The organism is Enterobacter sp. C4G1 (assembly GCF_052886895.1).
Genome location: NZ_JBQVVV010000001.1, coordinates 2,625,920 through 2,649,610, shown reverse-complemented (window position 1 = coordinate 2,649,610; position 23,691 = coordinate 2,625,920). Strand labels below are relative to the sequence as shown.

Below are 23,691 nucleotides of genomic sequence, written 5' to 3'. Positions count from 1 at the left end.
AAGGGCTTTTCACCGTTCTGGCACAAGCATAACCTTAAAGATGTATATCAAATATAACTTTAACAGGTGTGATTATGTTTTGTGTGCAATGTGAACAAACCATCCGTACCCCGGCAGGCAATGGCTGCTCCTACGCGCAGGGTATGTGCGGCAAAACGGCAGAAACGTCAGACCTCCAGGACCTGCTGATTGCTGCCCTGCAAGGTCTTTCTGCATGGGCGTTTAAAGCCCGTGAATACGGCATTATCGACCACTACGTAGACAGCTTTGCACCTCGCGCATTTTTCTCCACGTTGACGAACGTAAACTTTGATTCCCCTCGCATTGTCGGTTATGCCCGTGAAGCCATCGCCCTGCGCGAAGCGCTGAAAGCACAATCCCTGAATGCAGACGCGAATGCCCGTGTGGATAACCCAATGGCCAGCCTTCAGCTGGTGAGCGACGACCTGGGCGATTTGCAGCGTCAGGCGGCAGAATTTACCCCGAACAAAGACAAAGCGGCGATTGGCGAGAACATTCTCGGCCTGCGTCTGCTGTGCCTGTACGGTCTGAAAGGTGCTGCGGCCTATATGGAACACGCTCACGTGCTCGGCCAGTACGACAACGATATCTACGCCCAGTACCACAAAATCATGGCATGGCTCGGCACCTGGCCTTCCGATATGAACGCTCTGCTGGAGTGCTCAATGGAAATCGGCCAGATGAACTTCAAAGTCATGAGCATTCTGGATGCCGGTGAAACCAGCACCTACGGTCATCCAACCCCAACCCAGGTCAACGTCAAAGCGACCGAAGGCAAATGTATCCTGATCTCCGGCCATGACCTGAAAGATCTGTACAACCTGCTGAAACAGACCGAAGGCACGGGCGTGAACGTCTACACCCACGGTGAAATGCTGCCTGCTCACGGCTATCCGGAACTGCGTAAATTCAAACATCTGATCGGGAACTACGGCAGCGGCTGGCAGAACCAGCAGGTTGAATTTGCCCGCTTCCCTGGCCCAATCGTGATGACCTCTAACTGCATCATCGACCCAACCGTGGGTGCCTATGATGACCGCATCTGGACCCGCAGCATCGTCGGCTGGCCTGGTGTGAGCCACCTCGAAGGTGACGATTTTGCACCTGTTATCGCCCAGGCGCAGCAGATGGCCGGCTTCCCGTACAGCGAAATCGAACACCTGATCACCGTCGGCTTTGGCCGCGAAACCCTGCTGGGTGCGGCCGATTCCCTGATTGATCTGGTCAGCCGTGAAAAACTGCGCCACATCTTCCTGATCGGCGGCTGCGACGGCGCACGCGGTGAGCGTAACTACTTCACCGATTTCGCCACCAGCGTTCCGCAAGACTGCCTGATCCTGACTCTGGCGTGCGGGAAATACCGTTTCAACAAGCTGGACTTCGGCAACATCGAAGGCCTGCCGCGCCTGGTTGATGCCGGTCAGTGTAACGATGCTTACTCTGCCATCATTCTGGCGGTAACCCTGGCGGAAAAACTGGGCTGTGGCGTGAATGATCTGCCGCTGTCACTGGTGCTCTCCTGGTTCGAACAGAAAGCAATTGTCATCCTGCTGACCCTGCTCTCCCTGGGTGTGACCAACATCGTGACCGGCCCAACTGCGCCAGGCTTCCTGACGCCAGACCTGCTGGCGGTGCTGAACGAGAAATTCGGTCTGCGTTCGGTCACCACCGTTGAAGAAGATATGCAGCAGCTGCTGAGCGCATAAGGAGCGATTCATGACGATGCCAACCTCACAATGTCCGTGGCGGATGCAGGTTCATCACATCCATCAGGAGACGCCGGATGTGTGGACGCTGTCACTGCTGTGCCATGACTACTATCCGTACCGTGCAGGTCAGTATGCGCTGGTCAGTGTCCGCAATTCCACAAACACCCTGCGCGCCTACACCCTCTCCTCTACGCCGGGTGTGAGCGAATACATTACACTCACCATCCGTCGGATTGATGACGGTGCGGGTTCACAGTGGCTGACCCGCGATGTGAAGCGCGGGGATTATATCTGGCTGTCTGATGCACAGGGTGATTTCACCTGTGATGATAAGACGGAAGATAAATTCCTGCTGCTGGCAGCGGGTTGTGGGGTTACGCCGGTGATGTCGATGCGTCGCTGGCTGGCAAAAAATCGTCCGCAGGCCGATGTGCAGGTGATCTTCAGCGTGCGTTCGCCGGAAGATGTGATTTTTGCCGACGAATGGCGTAATTACCCGGTAACGCTGGTAGCTGAAAATAACGCAACACAGGGTTTTGTTGCCGGTCGCCTGAGCCGTGAGCTGCTGCAAAGCGTGCCGGATATCGCGTCCCGCACCGTGATGACCTGCGGCCCTGCGCCGTACATGGATATCGTGGAAGACGAAGTGAAAGCGCTGGGCGTTAGCCGCTTCTTTAAAGAGCAGTTCTTTACCCCGGTGGCGGAAGCCGCGACCAGTGGCGTGAAGTTCACGAAGCTGCAACCGGCTCAGACCTTCTTTGGCCGCGTAGGCACTACGCTGCTGGAAGCGCTTGAAAGCAACAAAGTCCCCGTTGTTGCCGCCTGTCGCGCTGGCGTGTGTGGTTGCTGCAAAACAAAAGTGGTGGATGGCAGCTATACCGTCACCAGCACCATGACGTTAACGGACGCGGAAATCGCCGAAGGCTACGTGCTGGCGTGCTCATGTCATCCGCAGGGTGACCTGGTTCTCGCATAAAAAAGACAGCCCGGTGGCGCTGCTGTATGACCGGATACATAGGTGACAGATCAGACCGGGAACATAGGTAACACTTTTAGTCTATCCGGAGCACACTCTGGGTTTTACTGTCGTAGTACGCAAGTGTTATTCCATTAAAGATGATGGCTTCCAGGCCATCATCTTGTTCTTTCAGCATTATGTACTCACCAGTCAGTGCTTCACTCAGGAACACGGTCCCCTTTTTTCCCATATACAGTGTTCCCCTCGATTTCACCCTGTAGACCATGCCCCCTGTCGGATAAACATATTCAGGCACTCTGCCATCCCAGTGTCGGCCCGAGGGTTGCCACACCGTTCCGGGCGTTGCACCTGCCAGGGCTTCATGCGGCCTCTCGTGGTTAAACTCTTCCCGGTAGTCACTGAACCACCGCTGTTGTTCTTCCATCGTCATGAAGGTGTTGCCATATTTCACCGCACTTTTCAGGGAGCGGTGCATTCGTTCATGGCGGCCATTCTCTTCCGGGTGTCCCTTTCTGATACGTTCCGGCCTGATGCCCAGCTTGATTAGCCAGACTGCAAGACGGCTTAATCCGGCTATGCCTGTTCCCGCGAAAGGTTGACCGTTATCGGTTCTGAGCACTTCCGGCAGACCATATTCCAGGAATGCATCAGTCAGGCACGCTCTGACAAAGGGCTCACTCTCCCGGTGTGTTCCCCGGCAGCACAGCAGATACCGGCTGTGATTGTCGGTCAGAGTGAAGGGATGGCAGTACTCCCCGCTCAGCAACCTGAATTTGCCTTTAAAATCAGCACTCCAGACCTGATTGTTCTCACTGATGGTGGTCAGCGGCTGGCGATTACCCGGTGTTCTGCGTTTTCTCTTTTTATCCGGAACCAGCCCTTCACGCTTGAGGATATCGCCGATAGTACTGGCGGCAGGTACGGCAAAATCGACATGGTGATTGAGCAACCACATCCGCAGTTTTTTCGGCCCCCAGTCAGGGTGTTTCTGACGCAGGGCAGTCAGATGCCCGACGATATCATCAGGAACTGTCCGGGAGTGGGAATGCGGAGCGCGCGACTGGTCAGAGAGGGATGACAGGTCAGAAGGGTCAAAACGTTCAAGCCATTTGTAGCCGGTTTTACGGCTGATACCAAAAAGACGGCAAAGAGCGGAGAAGGAGGCCGTACCTGCATGGCAGGCACGGATAAAATCAAGGCGTTGCATAGGTTGGGTCTCAGTCCAGGGCATAGCGAGTCTCCTCTTCTATGCCAGTTATAACTGTTACCCATGTATCCGGTCTAAAGTGTTACCCATGTTTCCGGTTCATACCCTGCGCTTACCGGGCCTACAACATCAAACCCCGATTACTTATACGCGGGGTCTTTCCCCACTGCGTAACGCCCTGCCCCTAAAAATGCCACTGCCAGTGCGCCGATAAAGAAGTACACCAGGCTTTCAATGGCCCATGCGCCAACCGCATCCAGCGCGAAGGTTTTACCCGTTCCCACCATCAGCCACGCAATCACCATAGTAAACGCCAGCACCAGTGCCGCCGGACGCGTGAAAAGACCCAGAACAATCAGCACCGGGGCCACCACTTCACCAATTAACACACCGTAGGCGATAAACCCTGGTAACCCTTTTTCCACCAGCATCCCGCTAATGAATCCCACGCCACCAAACAGCTTATGCAGGCCGTGAAACAGCATCAGCCCACCCACGGCAAGTCGTAACAAGAGTTTGCCGAGATCGTCGCACGCTAGCTTTTTATTAACAGCAATTAACATTGTTTTAACCATCTGAAATTATTCCTGTTTTTACCCGAGGTATCATCAGATTATGACGAATAGTAACCAATGAAAAGCACCTTTAAATAAGGGGGATCCATCGGGCGTTGCGGCGAGTTTCATCTAAGCTTGTAGGCGGTATCACAAACAGGAGAAGGATCACCATGAAACAAACTGTGGCTGCATACATCGCAAAAACCCTTGAACAGGCTGGCGTAAAACGTATCTGGGGTGTTACCGGGGATTCCCTGAACGGGTTAAGCGATAGCCTGAACAAGATGAAAACCATCGAATGGATGCCAACCCGTCATGAAGAAGTGGCTGCATTTGCCGCAGGCGCAGAGGCACAGCTGACCGGCGAGCTTGCCGTTTGCGCAGGCTCCTGCGGGCCAGGAAACCTGCATCTGATCAACGGTCTGTTTGACTGTCATCGTAACCATGTTCCGGTGCTGGCGATTGCCGCACATATTCCGTCAACAGAGATTGGCAGCGGCTATTTTCAGGAGACGCATCCTCAGGAGCTGTTCCGTGAATGCAGCCATTACTGCGAGCTGGTTTCCACCCCGGAACAGATCCCTCAGGTGCTGGCGATTGCCATGCGCAAAGCGGTACTAAATCGCGGGGTATCGGTGGTGGTTCTACCCGGTGACGTTGCGCTGAAAGCCGCGCCTGAAAGCGCCAGCACCCACTGGTATCACGCGCCACAGCCCGTTGTTACCCCCACCGAAGAAGAGCTGAAAAAGCTGACTCAACTGCTGCGTTACTCCAGTAATATCGCCCTGCTGTGCGGCAGCGGCTGTGCGGGCGCGCATAAAGAGCTGCTGGAATTTGCCGGCAAACTCAAAGCGCCGATTGTCCACGCCCTGCGCGGCAAAGAGCACGTGGAGTACGATAACCCGTTCGATGTGGGCATGACCGGGCTAATTGGTTTCTCCAGCGGTTTCCATACCATGATGAACGCCGACACGCTGATTTTGCTTGGCACCCGGTTCCCCTACCGTCCGTTCTATCCGTCGGATGCCAAAATCATTCAGATTGATATCAACCCGGCGAGTATTGGCGCGCACAGCAAGGTAGATATGGCACTGGTGGGCGATATCAAATCGACGCTTGCCGCGCTGCTGCCCCACCTGGAAGAAATCCGATCGTAAGTTCCTTGATAAAGCCCTGAGCGATTACCGCGATGCGCGTAAAGGGCTGGACGACCTGGCGAAACCGAGCGACAAAGCCATTCATCCGCAGTATCTGGCGCAGCAGATCAGCCATTTCGCCGACGACGATGCCATCTTTACCTGCGATGTGGGCACGCCTACCGTCTGGGCAGCACGCTACCTGAAAATGAACGGCAAGCGGCGTCTGTTGGGGTCGTTTAACCACGGTTCTATGGCCAACGCCATGCCACAGGCGCTGGGCGCCAAAGCCACTGCGCCGGAACGTCAGGTGGTGGCAATGTGCGGTGACGGTGGGTTCAGCATGTTGATGGGGGATTTCCTGTCAGTGGTACAGATGAAGTTGCCGCTCAAAATTGTGGTCTTTAACAACAGCGTGCTGGGTTTTGTGGCGATGGAGATGAAAGCCGGTGGCTATCTGACGGATGGCACTGAACTGCATGATACCAATTTCGCCCGCATCGCCGAAGCCTGCGGCATTACCGGTATTCGGGTGGAAAAAGCCGCCGACGTGGACGAGGCGCTACAACGCGCATTTTCACTCGATGGCCCTGTACTGGTGGACGTGGTGGTCGCCAAAGAGGAGCTGGCGATTCCGCCGCAGATTAAGCTGGAGCAGGCCAAAGGATTTAGTCTCTATATGCTGCGCGCCATCATTAATGGCCGTGGTGACGAGGTAATCGAACTGGCAAAAACCAACTGGCTCAGGTAAAACATCTGGCATCGCCTGTTTAAATATAAGGACTTGCCATGATTGATTTACGCAGTGATACCGTTACCCGCCCGACGCGCGCCATGCTCGAAGAGATGATGGCCGCCCCGGTCGGGGACGATGTGTACGGCGATGACCCGACGGTAAACGAACTTCAACGCTACGCGGCGGATTTAAGCGGTAAAGAGGCCGCGCTGTTCCTGCCAACCGGCACCCAGGCAAACCTGGTGGCGCTACTGAGCCACTGTGAGCGTGGTGAAGAGTATATCGTCGGTCAGGGTGCACATAATTACCTGTATGAAGCGGGCGGTGCGGCGGTGCTCGGCAGCATTCAGCCACAGCCGATCGATGCTGCGCCTGACGGCACCCTGCCGCTCGATAAGGTCGCCGCAAAAATCAAAGCCGACGACATCCACTTCGCGCGCACAAAACTGCTAAGCCTGGAAAACACCCATAACGGCAAAGTCCTGCCGCGTGAATACCTGAAAGCGGCGTGGGAATTTACCCGCGAGCGCAAGCTCGGCCTGCACGTTGATGGCGCGCGTATTTTTAACGCCATCGTGGAGTATGGCTGTGAACTGAAAGAGGTCGTGCAATATTGCGACTCGTTCACTATCTGCCTCTCCAAAGGTCTGGGCACGCCGGTTGGCTCACTGTTAGTGGGCAATGCGGATTACATTAAGCGTGCAAATCGCTGGCGTAAAATGACCGGCGGCGGAATGCGTCAGGCCGGGATCCTGGCTGCCGCAGGCTTGTATGCGCTGAAAAACAACGTCGCGCGTCTGAAAGACGACCACGACAATGCGGCCTGGATGGCTTCGCAACTGCGTGAAATTGGCGCAGACGTGATGCGTCACGACACCAATATGCTGTTTGTTCGTGTAGGCGAGGATAACGCGGCCGCGCTGGGCGAATTTATGAAGGCGCGCGGCGTTCTGCTGAATGCCTCTCCGATTGTGCGCCTGGTGATGCATCTTGATGTTAGCCGTGAGCAGCTTGCCCAGGTGGTGAGCCACTGGCAGGCATTTTTACAGCGTTAACAAAGGAGCGTAACGTGCCGCAACGTATTCTGGTGCTGGGTGCCAGTGGCTATATCGGCCAGCACCTGACGACGGTATTAAGCCAGCAGGGTCATCAGGTGCTGGCTGCGGCACGCAGTATTGAACGCCTGCAAAAGCAAAACCTGCCGAACGTCACCTGCCACAGCGTAGATTTAAACTGGCCGCAAGGCCTGACTTCGCTGCTGGAAGGTGTCGACACGCTCTATTATCTGGTGCACAGCATGGGCGAAGGCGGTGATTTTATCGCCCATGAGCGCCAGGTAGCGATGAACGTTCGCGATGCCCTGCTGCAAACGCCGGTTAAACAGGTGATTTTTTTAAGCTCTCTCCAGGCGCCTGTTCATGAGCAATCCGATCACCTGCGCGCGCGTCAACTGACTGCGGAAACATTGCGCAGCGCCGGGATCTCCGTGACCGAACTGCGGGCCGGGATCATCGTCGGCGCCGGTTCAGCCGCCTTCGAAGTGATGCGTGATATGGTCTATAACCTGCCGGTGCTGACCCCCCCACGCTGGGTGCGCTCACGTACCACGCCCATTGCGCTGGAAAACCTGCTGCATTATCTGGTGTCTCTGCTGGAGCACCCCGCTGACCAGCATCGGGTGCTGGAAGCCGCAGGCCCGGAAGTGTTGAGCTATCAGGAACAATTCGAACATTTCATGCAGGTCAGCGGCCGCCATCGCTGGCTGGTCCCCATCCCCTTCCCGACCCGCTGGATCTCCGTGTGGTTTTTGAATGTCATTACCTCAGTGCCGCCAACCACGGCAAAAGCGTTGATCCAGGGGCTAAAACACGATCTTCTGGCTGACGATCGAGAGCTTCGCGCGCTGATCCCGCAAACGTTGATCCGTTTTGATGATGCTGTACGCAACACACTCAAAGAAGAAGAAAAACTGGTGAACTCCAGCGACTGGGGCTACGACGCCCAGGCTTTCGCCCGCTGGCGCCCGGAGTACGGCTACTACCCGAAACAGGCTGGCTGTACGGTGAAAACCGCCGCCAGCCTGGAAGCCCTTTGGGAAGTGATTAACCAGATTGGCGGCAAAGAGCGCTATTTCTTTGGCAATATTCTCTGGCAAACCCGTGGCGCAATGGATCTGTTGATTGGGCATAAGCTCGCAAAAGGTCGCCCGGCTCATCCGTACCTTAACGTGGGCGATACCGTGGACAGCTGGAAGGTAATCATCGTTGAACCCGAAAAGCAGCTGGCGCTGCTGTTTGGCATGAAAGCGCCCGGGCTTGGGCGGCTCTGTTTTACCCTGAAAGATAAAGGCAGCCACCGTGAACTGGACGTTCGGGCCTGGTGGCATCCGCATGGAATGCCGGGCCTGTTCTACTGGTTGTTGATGATCCCGGCGCATCTGTTTATCTTCCGGGGAATGGCAAAACGCATTGCGCAACTTGCAGAACAAAAGAAGGAAAAGATCTAAATAAAAGTCTTATTCTTTCACCTTTCCCATTGCATACAGGCGTAATTCACGGAAGAATGCGCACGAAATTCTTTTTCAACACAGTGGATCGATATGAAGGTACTGGTTACCGGTGCAACCAGCGGCTTAGGCCGAAACGCGGTCGAGTTTCTGCGCAACAAAGGCGTTAGCGTCAGAGCTACCGGCCGCAACGAGGCGATGGGCAAGCTGCTGCAAAAAATGGGCGCAGAATTTGTTCATGCCGACCTGACGGAACTGGTTTCCTCACAGGCGAAAGTGATGCTCGCCGGTATCGATACGCTGTGGCACTGCTCCAGCTTTACCTCTCCCTGGGGTACGCAGGAGGCCTTTGATCTTGCCAACGTACGCGCCACGCGTCGTCTGGGCGAATGGGCCGTTGCCTGGGGCGTGCGTAACTTTGTTCATATCTCCTCGCCGTCGCTCTATTTCGATTATCACCATCATCGCGATATTCAGGAAGATTTCCGTCCGGCACGTTTTGCCTGTGAGTTTGCCCGCAGCAAGGCGGCCAGTGAAGAGGTGATCGACCTGCTGGCGCAGTCTAACCCGCATACGCGGTTTACCGTACTGCGCCCGCAAAGCCTGTTCGGGCCACACGACAAAGTGTTTATCCCGCGCCTGGCGCAGATGATGCACCACTACGGCAGCGTGTTGCTGCCACGTGGCGGCGATGCGCTGGTGGACATGACCTACTACGAAAACGCCATTCACGCCATGTGGCTGGCAAGCCAGTCGGATAGCGATAAGCTGGTGTCTGGCCGTGCGTATAACATCACCAACGGTGAGCCCTGCACACTTCGCAGCATTGTTCAGCGGCTGATTGACGAGTTGCAAATCAACTGCCGTATTCGCTCTGTGCCGTACCCAATGCTGGATATGATTGCCCGCAGTATGGAGCGTTTTGGGAATAAATCCGCCAAAGAGCCTGCCCTGACGCATTACGGCGTGTCTAAGCTGAACTTTGATTTTACGCTGGATATTTCGCGCGCAGAGAACGAACTGGGTTATAAGCCGATTGTGACGCTGGATGAAGGGATTATCCGTACGGCGGCATGGTTGCGGGATCACGGGAAATTGCATCGGTAGTTAAACGGGTGCGGCCTGATGCCCTCTCCCACGGGGAGAGGGTACAAACACTAAAACGGCAACCCAAAGGTTGCCGTTTGTTTTTTACAGAGCCGTCCAGGCATCAGACCATGCCAGACCTGCGCCTGGTTCATAGTATGCCGGGGCATTGTTACACCAGCCACTGTACGGGAACGGTTTGCACTGGAACAGTTTACCGTGGTTGTTCACGATATCGCCTGCCTTGTACTTGCTGTTCGCGCTCCATGCAGCGTAAGAGCCGGAAGTCCCTTCATCCTGTGATGGCGTTGCCGCTTTCGCTTTCACGTTCAGCAAGTAGGTGGTGCTGCTGCTCAGCTCACCATCGCTGACGGTCAGGCTCACTTCGTACTGCTGCGCTGTCGCCGCTTCTGGCGCGGTAAAGGTCACAACCGCTTTGTCTTCACCGGTCACGGTCTGGCCATCCTGAGAGCGCCAGGTGTAGGTCAGTTTGTTACCGTCTTCGTCAGTAGAACCTTCAGCACTCAGAGAAACCTGCGCACCCGCTTCAACGGCACCAATTGGACCCGCAATCTGCGCCACTGGCGCGTGGTTTACCGCTGCCGGGGTTTCATCAGGTACTGGCGCTGGGGTTTCATCCGGTACTGGCGTCGGGGTTTCATCCGGTACTGGCGTCGGGGTTTCATCCGGTGTGCTCGCTGAACCGTCGTCATTCACGATGTTCACGTTATAGAACTTCTGCACACACTTGGTGTAGTCGCCGTCTTTAAACGCACTGAATGGTGTCTGGTAGCCCACCAGCTGGCAGGCATAGGTCTTGCCGTCTGGTGTATCTGCGTTCCATCCCCAGTCCTGTTCCCAGTAAATCTTCAGCGCGCCCGCGCCACCTTCATCGAATTGCTTCATGTTGGCGCAGCCAAGTACTTCGTCAGCCGGAACCTTAACGTTCAGATAGTTAGCGAACTCTTTGTAGTACTTAATACGGTTCTGAGACTGCGCAATTTCAGTCGGACCGCCGCACTCAACGCCACCGTTGATGATTTGGGTCGTCACGCCGAAACCAGGGACCAGGCCATTCGCTTTATCGTGATCGTTTGGCTGCCAGGTACCGTCAATCACCTGCAACATGCTTGGTTTTGGCGGCTGTGGGTAAGCGAAGAAGAAGATGGCGCTCGCCAGGTTCAACCAGGTATCCGCAACCAACTCTGGTTTTTCCAGCAGAACTTTAACATCACCATACATCGCTTCGGAGAACGGACCGTAGTTATAGTTGTAGGACAACTGCTTCGCACCGCGACCAAAGTAGCTCAGGAAATCACCGTCTTTGTCTTTCCCGCACGGCCAGGTCTGACCCTGCCAGACGTCGGTATTACATTCGCCGTTGTAACCGCCCTTCTGGCCTTCGCTCCAGCCCATTTCACGCACGTAAACCAATGCCTGACGCCATTCGGCTTCAGGACGCCAGCTTTCGTGGCCGCCCGTTTCCTGGGCAAAGTGGGCAAACATGGTTGCCAGCTCTTTGCGGCAGATGGCGTCGCTATCACGACCATCTTTGTAGGTGTCGCACAGCGCCGGGAATTTACCAACGGCTTTCAGGAAATTGCTGTAGCTATAATCTTTGGCGCGCAGCGGGAACAAGTACTCCCAGTCGCTCTCTTTCAGGATCCCTTCTACGCGTTTAACGTTTTCCGGGTTGGAAGCGCGGCCTGGCTCAATCTGCTCAACTGAAGCGTTGTCCAGCGTACGGATAGTATCCTTCACAGATTGCATCAGCGGAAAATCCGTCAGTTCTTTCTCTTTTTTCGCCAGATCGCTGGCTTTCATGGTGTAAGGCTCGCTGCTTTCTGCCTTCAGCATGGTGGCCTGAGCCATAACAGGTGCTATGCAAGCCCCTGCAATCAATACGCTCAGTAATGTCCTTTTATTCATCTCGGTTATTCCTGTTAAATACGATTATGTTAGTTAAAATCCCAGCTTATTTATTAATCCATTAATAAATAAGCTCCAGACAGCTGCTTTTCATTTTCTGAAGAATACTGAGGAGTACGCTTCAAAAAAGAAAAAACTCACCAGTTATTTCTCTCGTGTGTCTCAGATTTTAATTGCTGATACTTCGACCAGACTTTATGGGCGTACATCATACGCTTGGGATAATTTTCCTTTTTAAGCCCGGCGTTATACGCTCCCACAGCTTCCCAGTTATATCCATAAACCTTTATCATTCCTGAGAGAATAGATGCACCAGCCATAATGGAGGTACAGGGCTCCGTCATCAGGCGGTATTCATCAATGCCTTGCCGTTCCAGTTCTGGGAAATGTGAGCTGTTAATTTGCATTAATCCAACGTCGTGCGTCCCGTCATGATTATTCCCGACAGCATATGGATTCATTCCTGATTCCACATTGGCGATGGCGTAAAGTAGATAAGGATCGACATGATAATAATGGGCTGCCTTATTCCAGCAATTCGCACATGCGCTTTGACTCAATATTAATAACAGCAACAGTAAACGCTTCATTATTCACCCGGCGTGGTATATCGTTATTCTCCTTACACACATCCTGTTAACGTATTTGAATTTACTGACCACACCCGAAGCGGGGCGTGGTCAGTGATTGTGGGCGGATATCACACCCACAATTTCAGGCTCAGAAGATTATTTGCAGTCTGCTGACGCGCCTTCTTTCACCCATACATCGCTGTTGCCTGGTTTGTCGCCCTGAGTCCACCATTTCGCGCGATACTCGAAGCCCTGGTAGGTCGTCTTGTCGCCGCCGTTGTAGACGGTGTCAGCGCGCCAGTTCATTTTCACCTGGCTTACCAGTTCCCATGCATCTGCACTAAAGCCTGGCTTGTTGCCCTGAGTCCAGTATTTCGCTTTCCATACCAGATTATCAGCGCTTACCATATCGCCATTGTTGTAGACTTTGCTGGATTCCCACGCAGCATATTTGCTGGCGTTGGCATCAACCGGGGTATCACAGCTGCCGGTCGCAGTGCCTTCATCAGCCGGTTTGGTACCTTCGTCTGCTGGGGTAGTGCCTTCATCTGCCGGAGTCGTGCCTTCATCAGATGGCGTAGTGCCTTCGTCAGATGGAACGACCGGGGTCGCTTTCGGCGCCACGTTAACCTGTACGTTGGACTGAACGCTGGTTTTACCATCGCTCACCACCACGCTCAGGGTGTAGGAAGAATCAGAGGTGACTTCCGGTGCAGTGATGTTCACGTTCGCGGTGTCAGTACCGGTCGCATTCATATCAGCAGGAACGCTCCACGCATAGGTCAGGGCATCGCCATCTGGATCCGCAGCCTGAACGTTCAGCGCGAAAGACTGACCTGCTTCCAGATTCACCGTCTGCATCTGGTTAACAACCGGTGCCTGGTTGGCTTTCGGTGCTTTGTTCAGAACCTGGACGTCAGCGGTGCTGCTCAGGCCTTTGGCATCAGTCACGGTCAGGCGGAACGCCAGAGTCTGGTTGCTGGTCACAGCGCCAACAGAGAAGCTCGCTTTCGCTTTGTTGCTGTTGGCCAGGGTTACACTGGAGCCAGAAATCTGAGTCCATTTGTAGGTGATTGCATCGCCATCTGGATCGGTGGATGCAGAGCCATCCAGGGTTACCGTTGCCGGGCCGGTCACGGACTGATCCGCTGCCGCAGCCACTGGCGCATGGTTGGTGACGACAGGTTCAACAGGCGTTGAGCCTCCCATCAGGCTTTCGTTCATCGCATTCAGGATGTCGCCGTTATCAGAGTCGATAGACCAGGAGAACAGGCCGCCCAGGCTTTTTGCCAGCACGTATTTGCCTTTCGCAGTCGTCGAACGGGCATCTTCATAAGAGATCAGGTCGCCAGTAGATTTGTTAAAGACGTATGGTGCTTCCGCATCCGCGTCATAACCGTATTCCCAGCCTGGCTTGCCTTTGTATTCGTTCACAATCTGACGATAGTCAACTACGCCCGGTTCCCAGGTGCCTTTCACTGCGCCCGTTGCGGTACCGGTGAACGGGTTGTCGCCGGTGTAACCATGCACACCTGTCCAGCCGCGGCCATACATGCCCGCACCCACCACGATTTTACCTGGCTGCACACCCTGATCCAGCAGCGCATCGACGCCGTTAGAGGTGGTGTAGTTGGTGTCCGGACGCCATGCTGGTGCGTGCAGCGCCGCCTGGTGACCGAGTTCGGTGTTGCTCCACGCGCCGTAGAAGTCATAGCTCATCAGGAAGATATGGTCGAGGTACTGCTGTACCGTGTTGTAGTCAACGTCTTCGATCTTATCTTTACCGGAACCAATTGCGGTGGTCAGCTCATAGGTACGACCGGTTTCTGCTGACAATTCGTTCAGCATGGTGCGCAGGTCATGCATCACTGCGGTGTAGGTGGCTTTATCCTGCTGAGGATTACCCAACGTTTCGTTCACGCCGCCGCCGCCCGGGAATTCCCAGTCGATATCTACGCCGTCGAAGAATTTCCAGGTCTTCAGGAAGTCTTTAACAGAGGCCACGAAGCGTGCACGGATCGCCGTGTCGTTCATTTTGTAGAACGGATCGGACATGGTCCAGCCGCCGATGGATGGCAGCACTTTCAGATCCGGATGGGCTTTTTTCAGCGCCATCAGTTGACCAAAGTTACCTTTGTACGGGTCGTCCCAGTTCGTCACGCCAGACTGCGGTTTTTGCAGAGCAGCCCACGGATCGTGAATGGCCACGGTGAAGTCCTGACGGCCCGCACAGGCGCGCTGAAGGGCCGCGAAGCTGTTACCATTTTCTACGGTTTTCAGACCGTCGTTGATGCCGTCGCCGCCGCAGATTGGAATGAAGCCATACAGGATGTGGTTCAGGTTAGATGCCGGGATTTTGTCCACCGGGAATTCACGACCGTACACGCCCCACTCGGGGAAATACGCCCCCACCACTTTATCGGTGTGCTGCGCGAAGGTTTTGTTGTTCTCTTGCAGAGGAACATTCAGCGGCAGCAGGTGGCTGCCGTCAGTATCGGCAACGATGATCAGCTTGCTTGCGCTTTTGGAGCACCCGCTGGCGTTACAGAGTTCAACCTGTTCCTGATAGCGGCCACCTTTCTTGACTTTAAAGGTTGCAGAGCCAGACGCACCGGCTGCACCAGACCAAACGGTCTGACCGTCCAGCAGAACTTTACCGGTGGTCGGCGCATCGCCACTCCAGACGTTCCACTCAACCTTCACATCCACACCATCGTTGTGCACTTTAACGAGAGTACCGTAATCCTGTGCGGCCTGGTCAACTTCAACGATAGCAAACTTATCATTGCCACTGCTGATTGAAGGCGTACCTGGCGCGGCGGCAAATACAGAGCCGGATGCCGCTGCAACAAAAAGTGCCAGATATTTAGGCTTCATAAATTTCATTTTTGTTTCCTGATAAATTTATTCGTAATTAAATGACCCATATCTTCCTTTAAGACATGGAATTTTCTACATGCAATAGTTAAAACAATATAACTTGCGGGGTATTACTATAAATATTTACTACCTGAAAAATCCCTCTGTTAAAGAGACACGCTCCACTCCATCTATTTTATGTTTATTACGATACACGGAATAAAAAGCAGATGCCTTTCATTTCCCCGTCGAAAAAAATTTCAAAAAATCTTGACCTGTACATTTAGAATGTGACAGAGAATACCTGCCCGATAAAAACAATCATGCCTGCAACAGATAAATAAGGGCCAAAAGAAATAGTTTGGTTATTTTTATTTAAATTATTAAATATGAAATAACCGACAATACCGCTTACTGCCGCGATCAGCTCAACAGAAGGTAATGCCTGCCAGCCACACCATGCCCCCAGCGCCGCCAGCAGTTTAAAATCACCGTATCCCAGCCCTTCGCGCCCCGTCGCCAGGCGAAAAGCCCAGTACACCAGCCACAGCGAAAGGTATCCCGCCACTGCGCCAAAAAGCGCATCGCGCAATGGCAAAGAATGGTCGAACGTATGAAAGAGGAGCCCCGCCCACAGCAGCGGCTGCGTCAGGCAATCGGGCAGTAACTGATGCTGCGCGTCAATCATTGCCAGCGGCAGGAGAAATGCGGCCAGCAGCCAGAGCGCGAGCAGTGCCTGCACATCAGGTACACACCAGGCCGTTGTGCCAAAAAACAGCGCGGTGAAAAGCTCAATCAGGAAGATGCGCAGCGGGATCGCCGTGCGGCACTGGCTGCAACGTCCGCGCAGAAACAGCCAGCTCAGCAGCGGAATATTCTCCCAAACCCTCAGCGAATGCTGGCACACCGGGCAGTGAGAGCCCGGGAACAGTAGATTGCCGCATCCCTCGTCTTCCATCACCATTGCCGGCACGCGCTCTGCCACAACCCCCAGAAAACTGCCCGTAATTGCGCCTAACACCGCACTCATTACGGGAAACCCAACAGGGTAAACCTCCCGGATCAGTGCGAAGGTATTCATGTTATTTTCATCCAGGTCAGTTGAATTTCGGCTTTGACATCGCTGATATGGTCAACAGGGGTAAGGTTCATTTTCTGCAACCGGACTCCCGAAGTCTGATTGATTTCACGCAACCAGTTTTTTAATTCATAAACATTCACCCGGCTCACCACGAACGATAATGTCTGCCCATCCTGGCGCACATCACTGAGCGATAAATTAATCTCATGAGCGCTATTTTCCACAACACTGCGTGGGTTATCCGTTTTAACCTGAAGCATCTGAAGATGGTTTTTATCAATTTCGACACGCATCCAGTTCAGGGTTTCCGTTTGTCGGGCCAGTGTTGATTTACTGCCCTGAATCATATTATCCAGCGGGATCACTCCGGCGTAGTACACCGCGGCGCAGCCTATTGCGGCGGCACACACTTTTAAGATTATTTTTTCTCTGGCGCTGTAATTCTGGTAACGCGATTTCAGCTGCGCGATTCGTTCTTTCATTTATATTTCCCTGTGATCATCGCGGTATAAGGCGTCTCTTTTGAAACTGGCTGTAGAGCAAAATCAAAATTAGCGCGCGTCTGGTTAACGAACTCCTGTGATGCCTGCGGGCTTTCCGCACTGACGCTCAGGGTCAGAACGCCTTGCGTCGCATCATATTCCAGTGCATTAATTTCCAGCGACGGCACGGCCTGTTTCGCTTTTTCCAGCTCATCCAGTTGCAGGAAGATCCCCTTACGCTGTTTCTTAATATTCTGGCCAAAATGGTATTTGATGTTGGTCTGCTGACGCATACTGGGGAAGTGGTGCTGGTAAACCTGCACAATCTCCTGCTGAACCTGGTTTTCTTCCTGCACCAGCATCCAGGCCATCGCCACACGCGGGCCTAACAGCAAGCCGAGCGACAGCAAACCGGCGGCAACGATCATCGCCTTTACGCCTTTCGTTACCCCTTTTTGCGCGCCCCGCGAACTGAACTCGCCGTGCAACACATTGATCTTACAAGCCTGCCACTGGGGCTGGATCAGCGCCAGCGGGTGCTGCCACGGCAAAGATTCATCCACGTCAATACCGTGCGGAACATCACCGTAGCAACGCACTTCGCCTTCGCCCGTTTTCTGCATCAGCATCGGGAGCAGTGCGCCGTCAACCTCGCTGGCAGAAGCCGGAGCCAGACGCAGCCAGTAGTTATCTTCCAGTGCAACAACCGTGCTGCCGCCCGTGGTGCAAGGCAGCAGCCAGGCATCCGGTAACGCCTGGATGACGTTTAAGCCCACTTCGCGAAAACAGGCAAGCCACTGGCGCAGGCGCGCGGCATCGATCGCCACGGCATCCACTTCACGCCCTTTTTTGTTAAGCACCGTCCAGTGAAGGTTGTCCACCTCGCCAATTAATGTCTCTTCCGCCATCCATGAGAACGCCGTGCCCGGCGATGCCATGCCTTTTTTAGGTAGCGTAAAGTGACGGAAGATCATCTCGCTCGCCGGGAGCAACAAACACACGCGGGTGGCCAGAGTATGACTGGCAAGTGAGCTGAGTGCTGCCAGGTTATCCAGCGCTTCAACCTGCTGGCTACCGGATTCGCACCACCATAGTTTCCCGTCCTCGCGGCTGTCGGGACGAATAAAAAGTACCTGTTTCATAGATATCGACTTTTGTTATTCAATCATTCGGTAACGACGTTGCCACGTCACAATCTCGCCGGCTTCGTTATTAACCTGAAGCTGGCTGACCACGCGAAGCGTTAAATCGTCAGTGTTGCCGGTATAGTTGACGCGAAAATAGCGGCTATTGATGGCTATCTGCTCTGCAACCTGCGGCAAATCGTCTTTTAACTGCGGGAAGTTTTGCTCCAGTGCTTTGCTGAACGCCTCAACGCTTTCCCAGCCCCCTTCGGGACGGGCATCAAGCAGTCGGGCGGCGTCATCTTCCGTTAACTTCCCCGGGAAGAGCGCTGCCAGAACGGCTGCTTTTTCCGGTTTGAGGGTATTCACGTCCACCTTCGCGGCCATGTCTGGCAGCGCGCACAACAGCGTGCTGACTTTCGAATACGCCGATGCGGGGAACGCCGGCAGCAGCTTAATTTCTGCAATGTTGCGCATCATCTGATTCGCGGGCTGCCGCGCCGGGACAACCCCTGCCCAGGCGTCACTTTCTGCACCCTCTTTAACCGTGGTGCTATCGCCATCGAGGTAATCCGCCAGCTGGAGATAGACCTCTTCGGCAGTGGTCTGGCCGATACCGCCATCGGTCAGAATTTGCTCAACAATCTGCTCTTTGCGCGGCTTTTCCACCACAGCAGGCGCGTTTTGCGCCTGAGCGGATGTGTCGGCGGCCAGCAGGTTATTGACGTTGAAACAGTCCTGCGCATCGTCAACCTGGCTCACCACCGTGTAGTTATCGCCCTGGGTCTCCAGCGGCTGATGCCAGTCACCCTCAGGTGCCAGCGCTTTACTTTCACCGCTGTCATCGGTTTGCAGGGTGTCTTTGACCACCTTCTCCTGCGCCAGCATGGCCCAGCGCAACTGCTGCTGACTCACCTGGTAGTGCGTTTTTTGCAGATTGCGGCAGAACTGCTGGCTGATTTTGGCCGCCAGCGCTGACATCATCACCAGCAGGATCAACACCACCAGCAGGGCAACGCCTCGCTGTTTGTTCACCCGGCTCATGGTTGTGCTCCTGTGGCAACCGGCGGCGCCGTTGGTGCTGGCACTGTGCCAGGTGCTGCCGGTGCTTGCTCATCTTTTTTCTCCGGGGCAGCCGCGACCTCAGGCATATCCCCGGGGGTGGTGAATACCCAGCGCCAGGTATCGCCATTTTCCATCGTCAGGCTCAGCTCAACCCCTTCCGGCTGATGGGTGTTATCCATCCAGCTTTTCTGCCAGCCCTTAAGGTAAAAACGCCACTGCATCGACTTCACCTCACGCACAACGGGCACTTCATCCGGTTTTATATTTTCCGGGCCATCGATAGCGGGCCAGACATCGCGGTACAAAACCCCCTCTTCCAGCCGCCAGCGCACACGCTCCAGCTGCACCGTTCCGCTCACGCCGTTGAGCGTGGTCAATTCGATGGCGTTCTCATCCTGCCGGAACACATCCGGCTCATTACGCGGCGCGCGCGCCTGAAGCTGAAAGAAATCGCGCTCCATCAGGCTCCAGGCGCGCTGAACCTGGTTAAGCTTTGCCGCGCTGGCATCTGTTGCCGAGCTGGTACGCATCGCGCCGTCCAGAATTTGCCAGGCGAGCGTGCTGATCACCGCAAAAATAGTGAGTGCAATCATGATCTCCAGCAGGGTGAAACCGCGCTGACGTTGCGTGTTTTTCACTTGATCTCTCCTGGCGGAATAATACGCAGCGCTATCACCGGCTGGCTTTCATCGCCTTCGGCATAGACGCGGATTTCGTTGGCCCAGACATTGCTGGCGGTTTTTACCCGCTGCTTGTGCCAGTTCCAGCTGCGCCCGCCCATCAGCTCCGTGCCCTGTTCTTCAGCATCCGGGAAATCGCTTTTGCTGAGCTGTGCTTCCGCCAGCTGGTTTTCGGCAACCCAGCTGGCCTGCAATGTTTCGGCAAGGCCGTGGGTAAAGCGCACGTTAAGGGAGACGGAGTTCATCAGCGCCAGCGCGGCGGTGGAGAAGATAACCAGCGCGACCATCACCTCCAGCAGCGTCATGCCTTTTTGCGTCGTTCTACGTTTAGTCATCGTTCTCCACCGAAACGGGCGCCGCGCCCTGCGACACCACGCGGAAATGGTGCTGTTTATCGTAACTTTGCAACGCAAGCGTAAAACGGCCGATCTCCCCGTCAGGCAGAAAGACGATTTGCGGCTCGGCATCTGTCGTGGCGGCCAGTCGCTGCGGGGAAAGCGAAACGTGCATCTCTTCGGGAAAATCCCCACGGGTGGTAATTCGCCCGGCAGATAATGGCACCCAGTGCCGCTCGCCATTTTTATCTTCAAGCGTCACCAGCTGATATTTTTCAGCCGTGATAACCAGCCCGACGATATTTCCGTCCATCACTGCACGATCGGACCCATAATCAACAAGGGCTTTTAATTGCTGGCCAAATATATCCGCACCGCTGCGTGACGGTATTGTTGACACCACCATCATGGCGCAACTGGCAAATATCACCAGCGCCAGAATAATTTCCAGCAATGTAAAGCCGCGTTGCTTTTTCATTATTTTGCTTGTTTGTCGAGTGACCAGTTTGTAATGTCATCCGCGGTGTTCGCTTCACCGTCCGGGCCCGCAGAAAATACGTCTACAGCGCCGTGTTCACCCGGGCTGACCAGCAGATAATCACTTCCCCACGGGTCTTGTGGCAGGCGGCGGATATAGCCATCAGCGCGGTAGCCATTTGGGATTGGCGCAATCTCAGGCTTTGTCACCAGCGCCTGCAAGCCTTGTTCGGTGGTTGGATAACGGTGGTTATCCAGCTTATACATATCGAGTGAACCTTCGAGCGCAACAATATCGCTGGTTGCTTTCTGGGCATCCGCTTTTTCTTTATTGCCCATTAAGTTGGGTACGACCATACTCGCCAGAACGCCGAGAATAACAATTACCACCATTAATTCGAGCAAAGTGAAGCCCGCCTGGCGAGCCAGGTTTTTACGTTTTATAGCCATTTAATTAACCTACCATGTTATTAAGTTGCAGAAGCGGTTGTAATATTGACAGCACGATAAATAAAACTATCGTCGCCATTGATACCACCAGCGCCGGTTCAAAAACCGACAGTGTTAATGTAATGCGGTGCTGTAACGCGGATTCCTGGTTTTCTGCCGCGCGATCCATTAAGTTGCCTAATTCACCGCTCTCTTCACCGGAGGCAATCATATACAGCATGGTTGGCGGGAAGAGTTTCGCCTGTTCCAGTGCCGCATATAATGACGCCCCCTGGCGAACGGTATCAGCCGCCTGCTCCAGGACCTGTCGCGCGCGGAGGTTTTCGATACCATCCATCGCGATATACATCCCCTCCAGCAGCGGGACACTACTCGCCTGTAAAATACTCAGCGTGCGGATGTAGCGGGCGCTGTTAATGGCGCACACCAGCTTTTTAATCGGCGAGCCATTCACCAGCCAGCTGTGCCACAGAAAGCGGTTTTTGCCGTTTCTGATCCAGGCTTTAAACCCGACAAACGCTCCCGCCAGGCTGCCGGCGATATAGATCCCGTAGGCCTGCAAAAAATCACTCACGGCGATAAGCGTGCGGGTGGTTATCGGCAGTTGCTGTTTCATATGGGTGAATTGTTCAATCACCTGCGGAACCACCGCCACCAGCAGAATACTGATCACCGCAATCGCCACCACCGTCAGGGTGATCGGGTAGACCATCGCCTGCGTTAGCTTACTTTTCATTTTCTGGCGCTGTTCGTTGTATTCCGCCAGCTTTTCCAGCACATCGCCCAGATGCCCGGTTTTCTCACCTGCCATAACCAGCGTGCAATAGAGCTTGTCGAAGGTGCGCGGAAACTGGCTAAAAGCGTCAAACAGCGTATGCCCTTCCACCACTTTTTCGCGGATCTCCACCACCATCGACGCCAGCTTTTTGTCTTCCGTCTGTTTCGAAATAGCCTTTAGCGCGCTTTCCAGCGGCAATGCGGCATTGACCAGCGTAGAGAGCTGGCGGGTAAACATCGACAGCACAGGCGTGGAGAGTTTGGCGCCGGTTGCGGCTTTCCCCGCCGCCGCCTTCTCGCGGGTTTCGGTAATATTTACGGGCATTAGCTTCTGTTCACGCAGCATCTGGCGAACCTGCTTTTGCCCCTCGGCCTGCAACGTGCCGCGCCGGGTTTTCCCCGCTGCGTCCGTTGCCGTCCATGCGTAGAACGCCATCAGTCATCGCCTCCACGTTCGGCGGTGACCCGCATCACTTCTTCAAGTGAAGTGACGCCGCTAATCACCTTCAGCAGGCCGTTTTCCCGCAGGCTATAGGCCTGCTTAAAGAGCTGCGTTTCAATGGACATTTCATCTTTATCTTCATGAATGGCACGACGCATGGTGCGATCTACCACCAGGAATTCATGAATGCCCGCACGTCCCTGATAGCCGCTCTGGCGGCAATGTTCACACCCCACGGCGCGATAAATTGCCTTTGGCGGAGTGTCCATAAAGCTGAACAGCGCTTTTTCATTGTCGTCCAGCGGACTGGTCGTGCGGCAGTGAGTACACAGCCGACGCACCAGACGCTGGGCAATGACACCGAGCAACGATGAACCAATTAAAAACGACTCCAGCCCCATATCCCGCAGACGCGTAATCGCCCCTGCGGCGCTGTTGGTGTGCAGCGTAGACATGACCAGGTGACCGGTTAGCGACGCCTGCACTGCAATTTGCGCAGTTTCGCCGTCACGAATTTCCCCGATCATCACCACATCCGGGTCCTGGCGCAGGATTGCGCGTAGCCCGCGGGCAAAGATCATGTCCACGCGCGGGTTAACCTGCGTCTGTCCCACCCCTTCCAGCTCATATTCAATCGGGTCTTCTACGGTCAGAATGTTACGTTCATGGCCGTTGAGCGCCGAAAGAATAGCGTACAGAGTGGTACTTTTACCGGAGCCTGTCGGCCCGGTGACCAGGATAATGCCGTGCGGGCGGTCAATCAGCCCTTTTAACTTTTCCAGCTCTTCATCAATCAGGCCGAGCTTGTTGATATCCGGCTTGAGGTTACTTTTATCGAGTAAACGCATGACCACGCGCTCGCCATACTGCGACGGAATGGTGGAAACACGCACGTCGATAGCCTTGCGACCAATGCGCAGCGAAATACGGCCATCCTGCGGAAGGCGTTTTTCCGCGATATCGAGTTTTGACATCACCTTGATACGCGACACCAGCAGCGGCGCGAGTTTACGAGCAGGTTGCAGCACCGGTCGCAGCACGCCGTCGACACGAAAACGAATACTCAGCGTGCGTTCGAAGGTTTCGATATGAATATCCGACGCGCCCTCTTTTACCGCCTCGCCAAGAATGGCGTTGATCAGGCGGATCACCGGCGAGTTTTCGTCGTTATCCAGCAGATCTTCGTTATCGGGGATCTCCTCGGTTAACGCCATCAGATCGATATCCGCATCCATGTCGTCAACCAGCTGCTGTGAGACACCGCTGTTCTGTTGCCAGATTTTCGCCAGCATCTCTTCAAATGATTCCGGCGTCAGGGTCACGGGAACAAAAGAACGTCCCAGTACCCGGCGCATTTCCAGCAGCGCAAACGCCGGTACATCGTCACGGACATAGACATCGTCGTTGTAAAACAGGATGCCGTTGTCTTTCGCGTAGCTGCCGCTGCACAGAAATTTACTCAGTTCGTCCACGTTACGCCC

20 protein-coding genes and 1 pseudogene are annotated in these 23,691 nt (G+C 54.5%); 6 read left to right on the top strand and 15 right to left on the bottom strand.

Going from position 1 to position 23,691, the window contains the following annotated elements; all coding sequences use genetic code 11:
* Window positions 1-74: 74 nt before the first annotated feature.
* Together hcp and hcr are read left to right on the top strand one after the other, a co-directional pair.
* Complete coding sequence (gene hcp, locus ACT9TW_RS12760) at window positions 75-1,727, top strand: hydroxylamine reductase (protein ID WP_182060204.1); 1,653 nt, start codon at window positions 75-77, stop codon at window positions 1,725-1,727.
* A gap of 10 nt (window positions 1,728-1,737) precedes the next feature.
* Window positions 1,738-2,706 carry an NADH oxidoreductase gene (gene hcr, locus ACT9TW_RS12755; protein WP_182060203.1) on the top strand — a complete coding sequence of 323 codons (969 nt, stop codon included), beginning with the start codon at window positions 1,738-1,740 and terminating at the stop codon, window positions 2,704-2,706.
* A gap of 76 nt (window positions 2,707-2,782) precedes the next feature.
* Here the strand turns inward: hcr and ACT9TW_RS12750 are convergent, their stop codons facing one another.
* Together ACT9TW_RS12750 and ACT9TW_RS12745 are read right to left on the bottom strand one after the other, a co-directional pair.
* On the bottom strand, window positions 2,783-3,940 hold the full coding sequence (locus tag ACT9TW_RS12750; protein ID WP_315685889.1) for a DDE-type integrase/transposase/recombinase: 1,158 nt from the start codon (window positions 3,938-3,940) through the stop codon (window positions 2,783-2,785).
* A 116-nt stretch (window positions 3,941-4,056) separates the two neighbouring features.
* On the bottom strand, window positions 4,057-4,491 hold the full coding sequence (locus ACT9TW_RS12745; RefSeq protein WP_217186016.1) for a DoxX family protein: 435 nt from the start codon (window positions 4,489-4,491) through the stop codon (window positions 4,057-4,059).
* 152 nt (window positions 4,492-4,643) lie between these two features.
* On the opposite strand from ACT9TW_RS12745, the pseudogene poxB reads away from it, so the two are divergent.
* The 4 genes and pseudogenes from poxB to ACT9TW_RS12725 all read left to right on the top strand — a co-directional run bounded on the left by poxB (window position 4,644) and on the right by ACT9TW_RS12725 (window position 9,958).
* Window positions 4,644-6,360, top strand: a pseudogene (poxB, locus tag ACT9TW_RS12740) (ubiquinone-dependent pyruvate dehydrogenase).
* Window positions 6,361-6,398: 38 nt separating this feature from the next.
* Complete coding sequence (gene ltaE / locus ACT9TW_RS12735; RefSeq protein ID WP_446492573.1) at window positions 6,399-7,400, top strand: low-specificity L-threonine aldolase; 1,002 nt, start codon at window positions 6,399-6,401, stop codon at window positions 7,398-7,400.
* Window positions 7,401-7,414: 14 nt separating this feature from the next.
* Entirely contained in the window at window positions 7,415-8,851 is a 1,437-nt protein-coding gene (locus ACT9TW_RS12730; protein WP_446492572.1) for a DUF2867 domain-containing protein, read from the top strand.
* Window positions 8,852-8,944: 93 nt separating this feature from the next.
* Window positions 8,945-9,958 (top strand): NAD-dependent epimerase/dehydratase family protein, encoded by a 1,014-nt coding sequence (locus tag ACT9TW_RS12725; RefSeq protein ID WP_446492571.1) that lies wholly within the window; start codon window positions 8,945-8,947, stop codon window positions 9,956-9,958.
* Window positions 9,959-10,042: 84 nt separating this feature from the next.
* Here the strand turns inward: ACT9TW_RS12725 and ACT9TW_RS12720 are convergent, their stop codons facing one another.
* The 13 genes from ACT9TW_RS12720 to gspE form a co-directional block, all read right to left on the bottom strand.
* Window positions 10,043-11,866, bottom strand: coding sequence for a glycoside hydrolase family 19 protein (locus tag ACT9TW_RS12720; RefSeq protein ID WP_446492570.1), 1,824 nt, complete (start codon window positions 11,864-11,866; stop codon window positions 10,043-10,045).
* A gap of 137 nt (window positions 11,867-12,003) precedes the next feature.
* Complete coding sequence (gene iagB, locus ACT9TW_RS12715) at window positions 12,004-12,456, bottom strand: type III secretion system invasion protein IagB (RefSeq protein ID WP_446492569.1); 453 nt, start codon at window positions 12,454-12,456, stop codon at window positions 12,004-12,006.
* 138 nt (window positions 12,457-12,594) lie between these two features.
* On the bottom strand, window positions 12,595-15,324 hold the full coding sequence (locus tag ACT9TW_RS12710; RefSeq protein WP_446492568.1) for a glycosyl hydrolase family 18 protein: 2,730 nt from the start codon (window positions 15,322-15,324) through the stop codon (window positions 12,595-12,597).
* Window positions 15,325-15,580: 256 nt separating this feature from the next.
* The gene (locus tag ACT9TW_RS12705) at window positions 15,581-16,378 is read right to left on the bottom strand and encodes a prepilin peptidase (protein WP_446492567.1); all 798 of its coding nucleotides are present in this window, start codon (window positions 16,376-16,378) and stop codon (window positions 15,581-15,583) included.
* Entirely contained in the window at window positions 16,375-16,860 is a 486-nt protein-coding gene (gene gspM / locus ACT9TW_RS12700; protein WP_182060193.1) for a type II secretion system protein GspM, read from the bottom strand. Before gspM ends, ACT9TW_RS12705 begins: the two co-directional genes overlap by 4 nt.
* Window positions 16,857-18,002 (bottom strand): type II secretion system protein GspL, encoded by a 1,146-nt coding sequence (gene gspL / locus ACT9TW_RS12695; RefSeq protein WP_446492566.1) that lies wholly within the window; start codon window positions 18,000-18,002, stop codon window positions 16,857-16,859. Before gspL ends, gspM begins: the two co-directional genes overlap by 4 nt.
* 15 nt (window positions 18,003-18,017) lie before the next feature.
* Complete coding sequence (gene gspK, locus ACT9TW_RS12690; protein ID WP_446492565.1) at window positions 18,018-19,028, bottom strand: type II secretion system minor pseudopilin GspK; 1,011 nt, start codon at window positions 19,026-19,028, stop codon at window positions 18,018-18,020.
* A complete protein-coding gene (gene gspJ, locus ACT9TW_RS12685) occupies window positions 19,025-19,687 on the bottom strand; it encodes a type II secretion system minor pseudopilin GspJ (protein ID WP_446492564.1) in 663 nt (220 codons plus the stop codon). The genes gspK and gspJ overlap by 4 nt, the downstream gene beginning before the upstream one ends.
* On the bottom strand, window positions 19,684-20,064 hold the full coding sequence (gene gspI / locus ACT9TW_RS12680; protein WP_446492563.1) for a type II secretion system minor pseudopilin GspI: 381 nt from the start codon (window positions 20,062-20,064) through the stop codon (window positions 19,684-19,686). The genes gspJ and gspI overlap by 4 nt, the downstream gene beginning before the upstream one ends.
* A complete protein-coding gene (gene gspH, locus ACT9TW_RS12675) occupies window positions 20,057-20,542 on the bottom strand; it encodes a type II secretion system minor pseudopilin GspH (RefSeq protein ID WP_259836099.1) in 486 nt (161 codons plus the stop codon). The genes gspI and gspH overlap by 8 nt, the downstream gene beginning before the upstream one ends.
* Window positions 20,542-20,991 carry a type II secretion system major pseudopilin GspG gene (gspG, locus tag ACT9TW_RS12670; RefSeq protein ID WP_182060187.1) on the bottom strand — a complete coding sequence of 150 codons (450 nt, stop codon included), beginning with the start codon at window positions 20,989-20,991 and terminating at the stop codon, window positions 20,542-20,544. Before gspG ends, gspH begins: the two co-directional genes overlap by 1 nt.
* A 4-nt stretch (window positions 20,992-20,995) precedes the next feature.
* Window positions 20,996-22,204 (bottom strand): type II secretion system inner membrane protein GspF, encoded by a 1,209-nt coding sequence (gene gspF / locus ACT9TW_RS12665; RefSeq protein ID WP_446492562.1) that lies wholly within the window; start codon window positions 22,202-22,204, stop codon window positions 20,996-20,998.
* Window positions 22,204-23,682, bottom strand: coding sequence for a type II secretion system ATPase GspE (gspE, locus tag ACT9TW_RS12660; RefSeq protein WP_446492561.1), 1,479 nt, complete (start codon window positions 23,680-23,682; stop codon window positions 22,204-22,206). Before gspE ends, gspF begins: the two co-directional genes overlap by 1 nt.
* Window positions 23,683-23,691 lie beyond the last annotated feature (9 nt).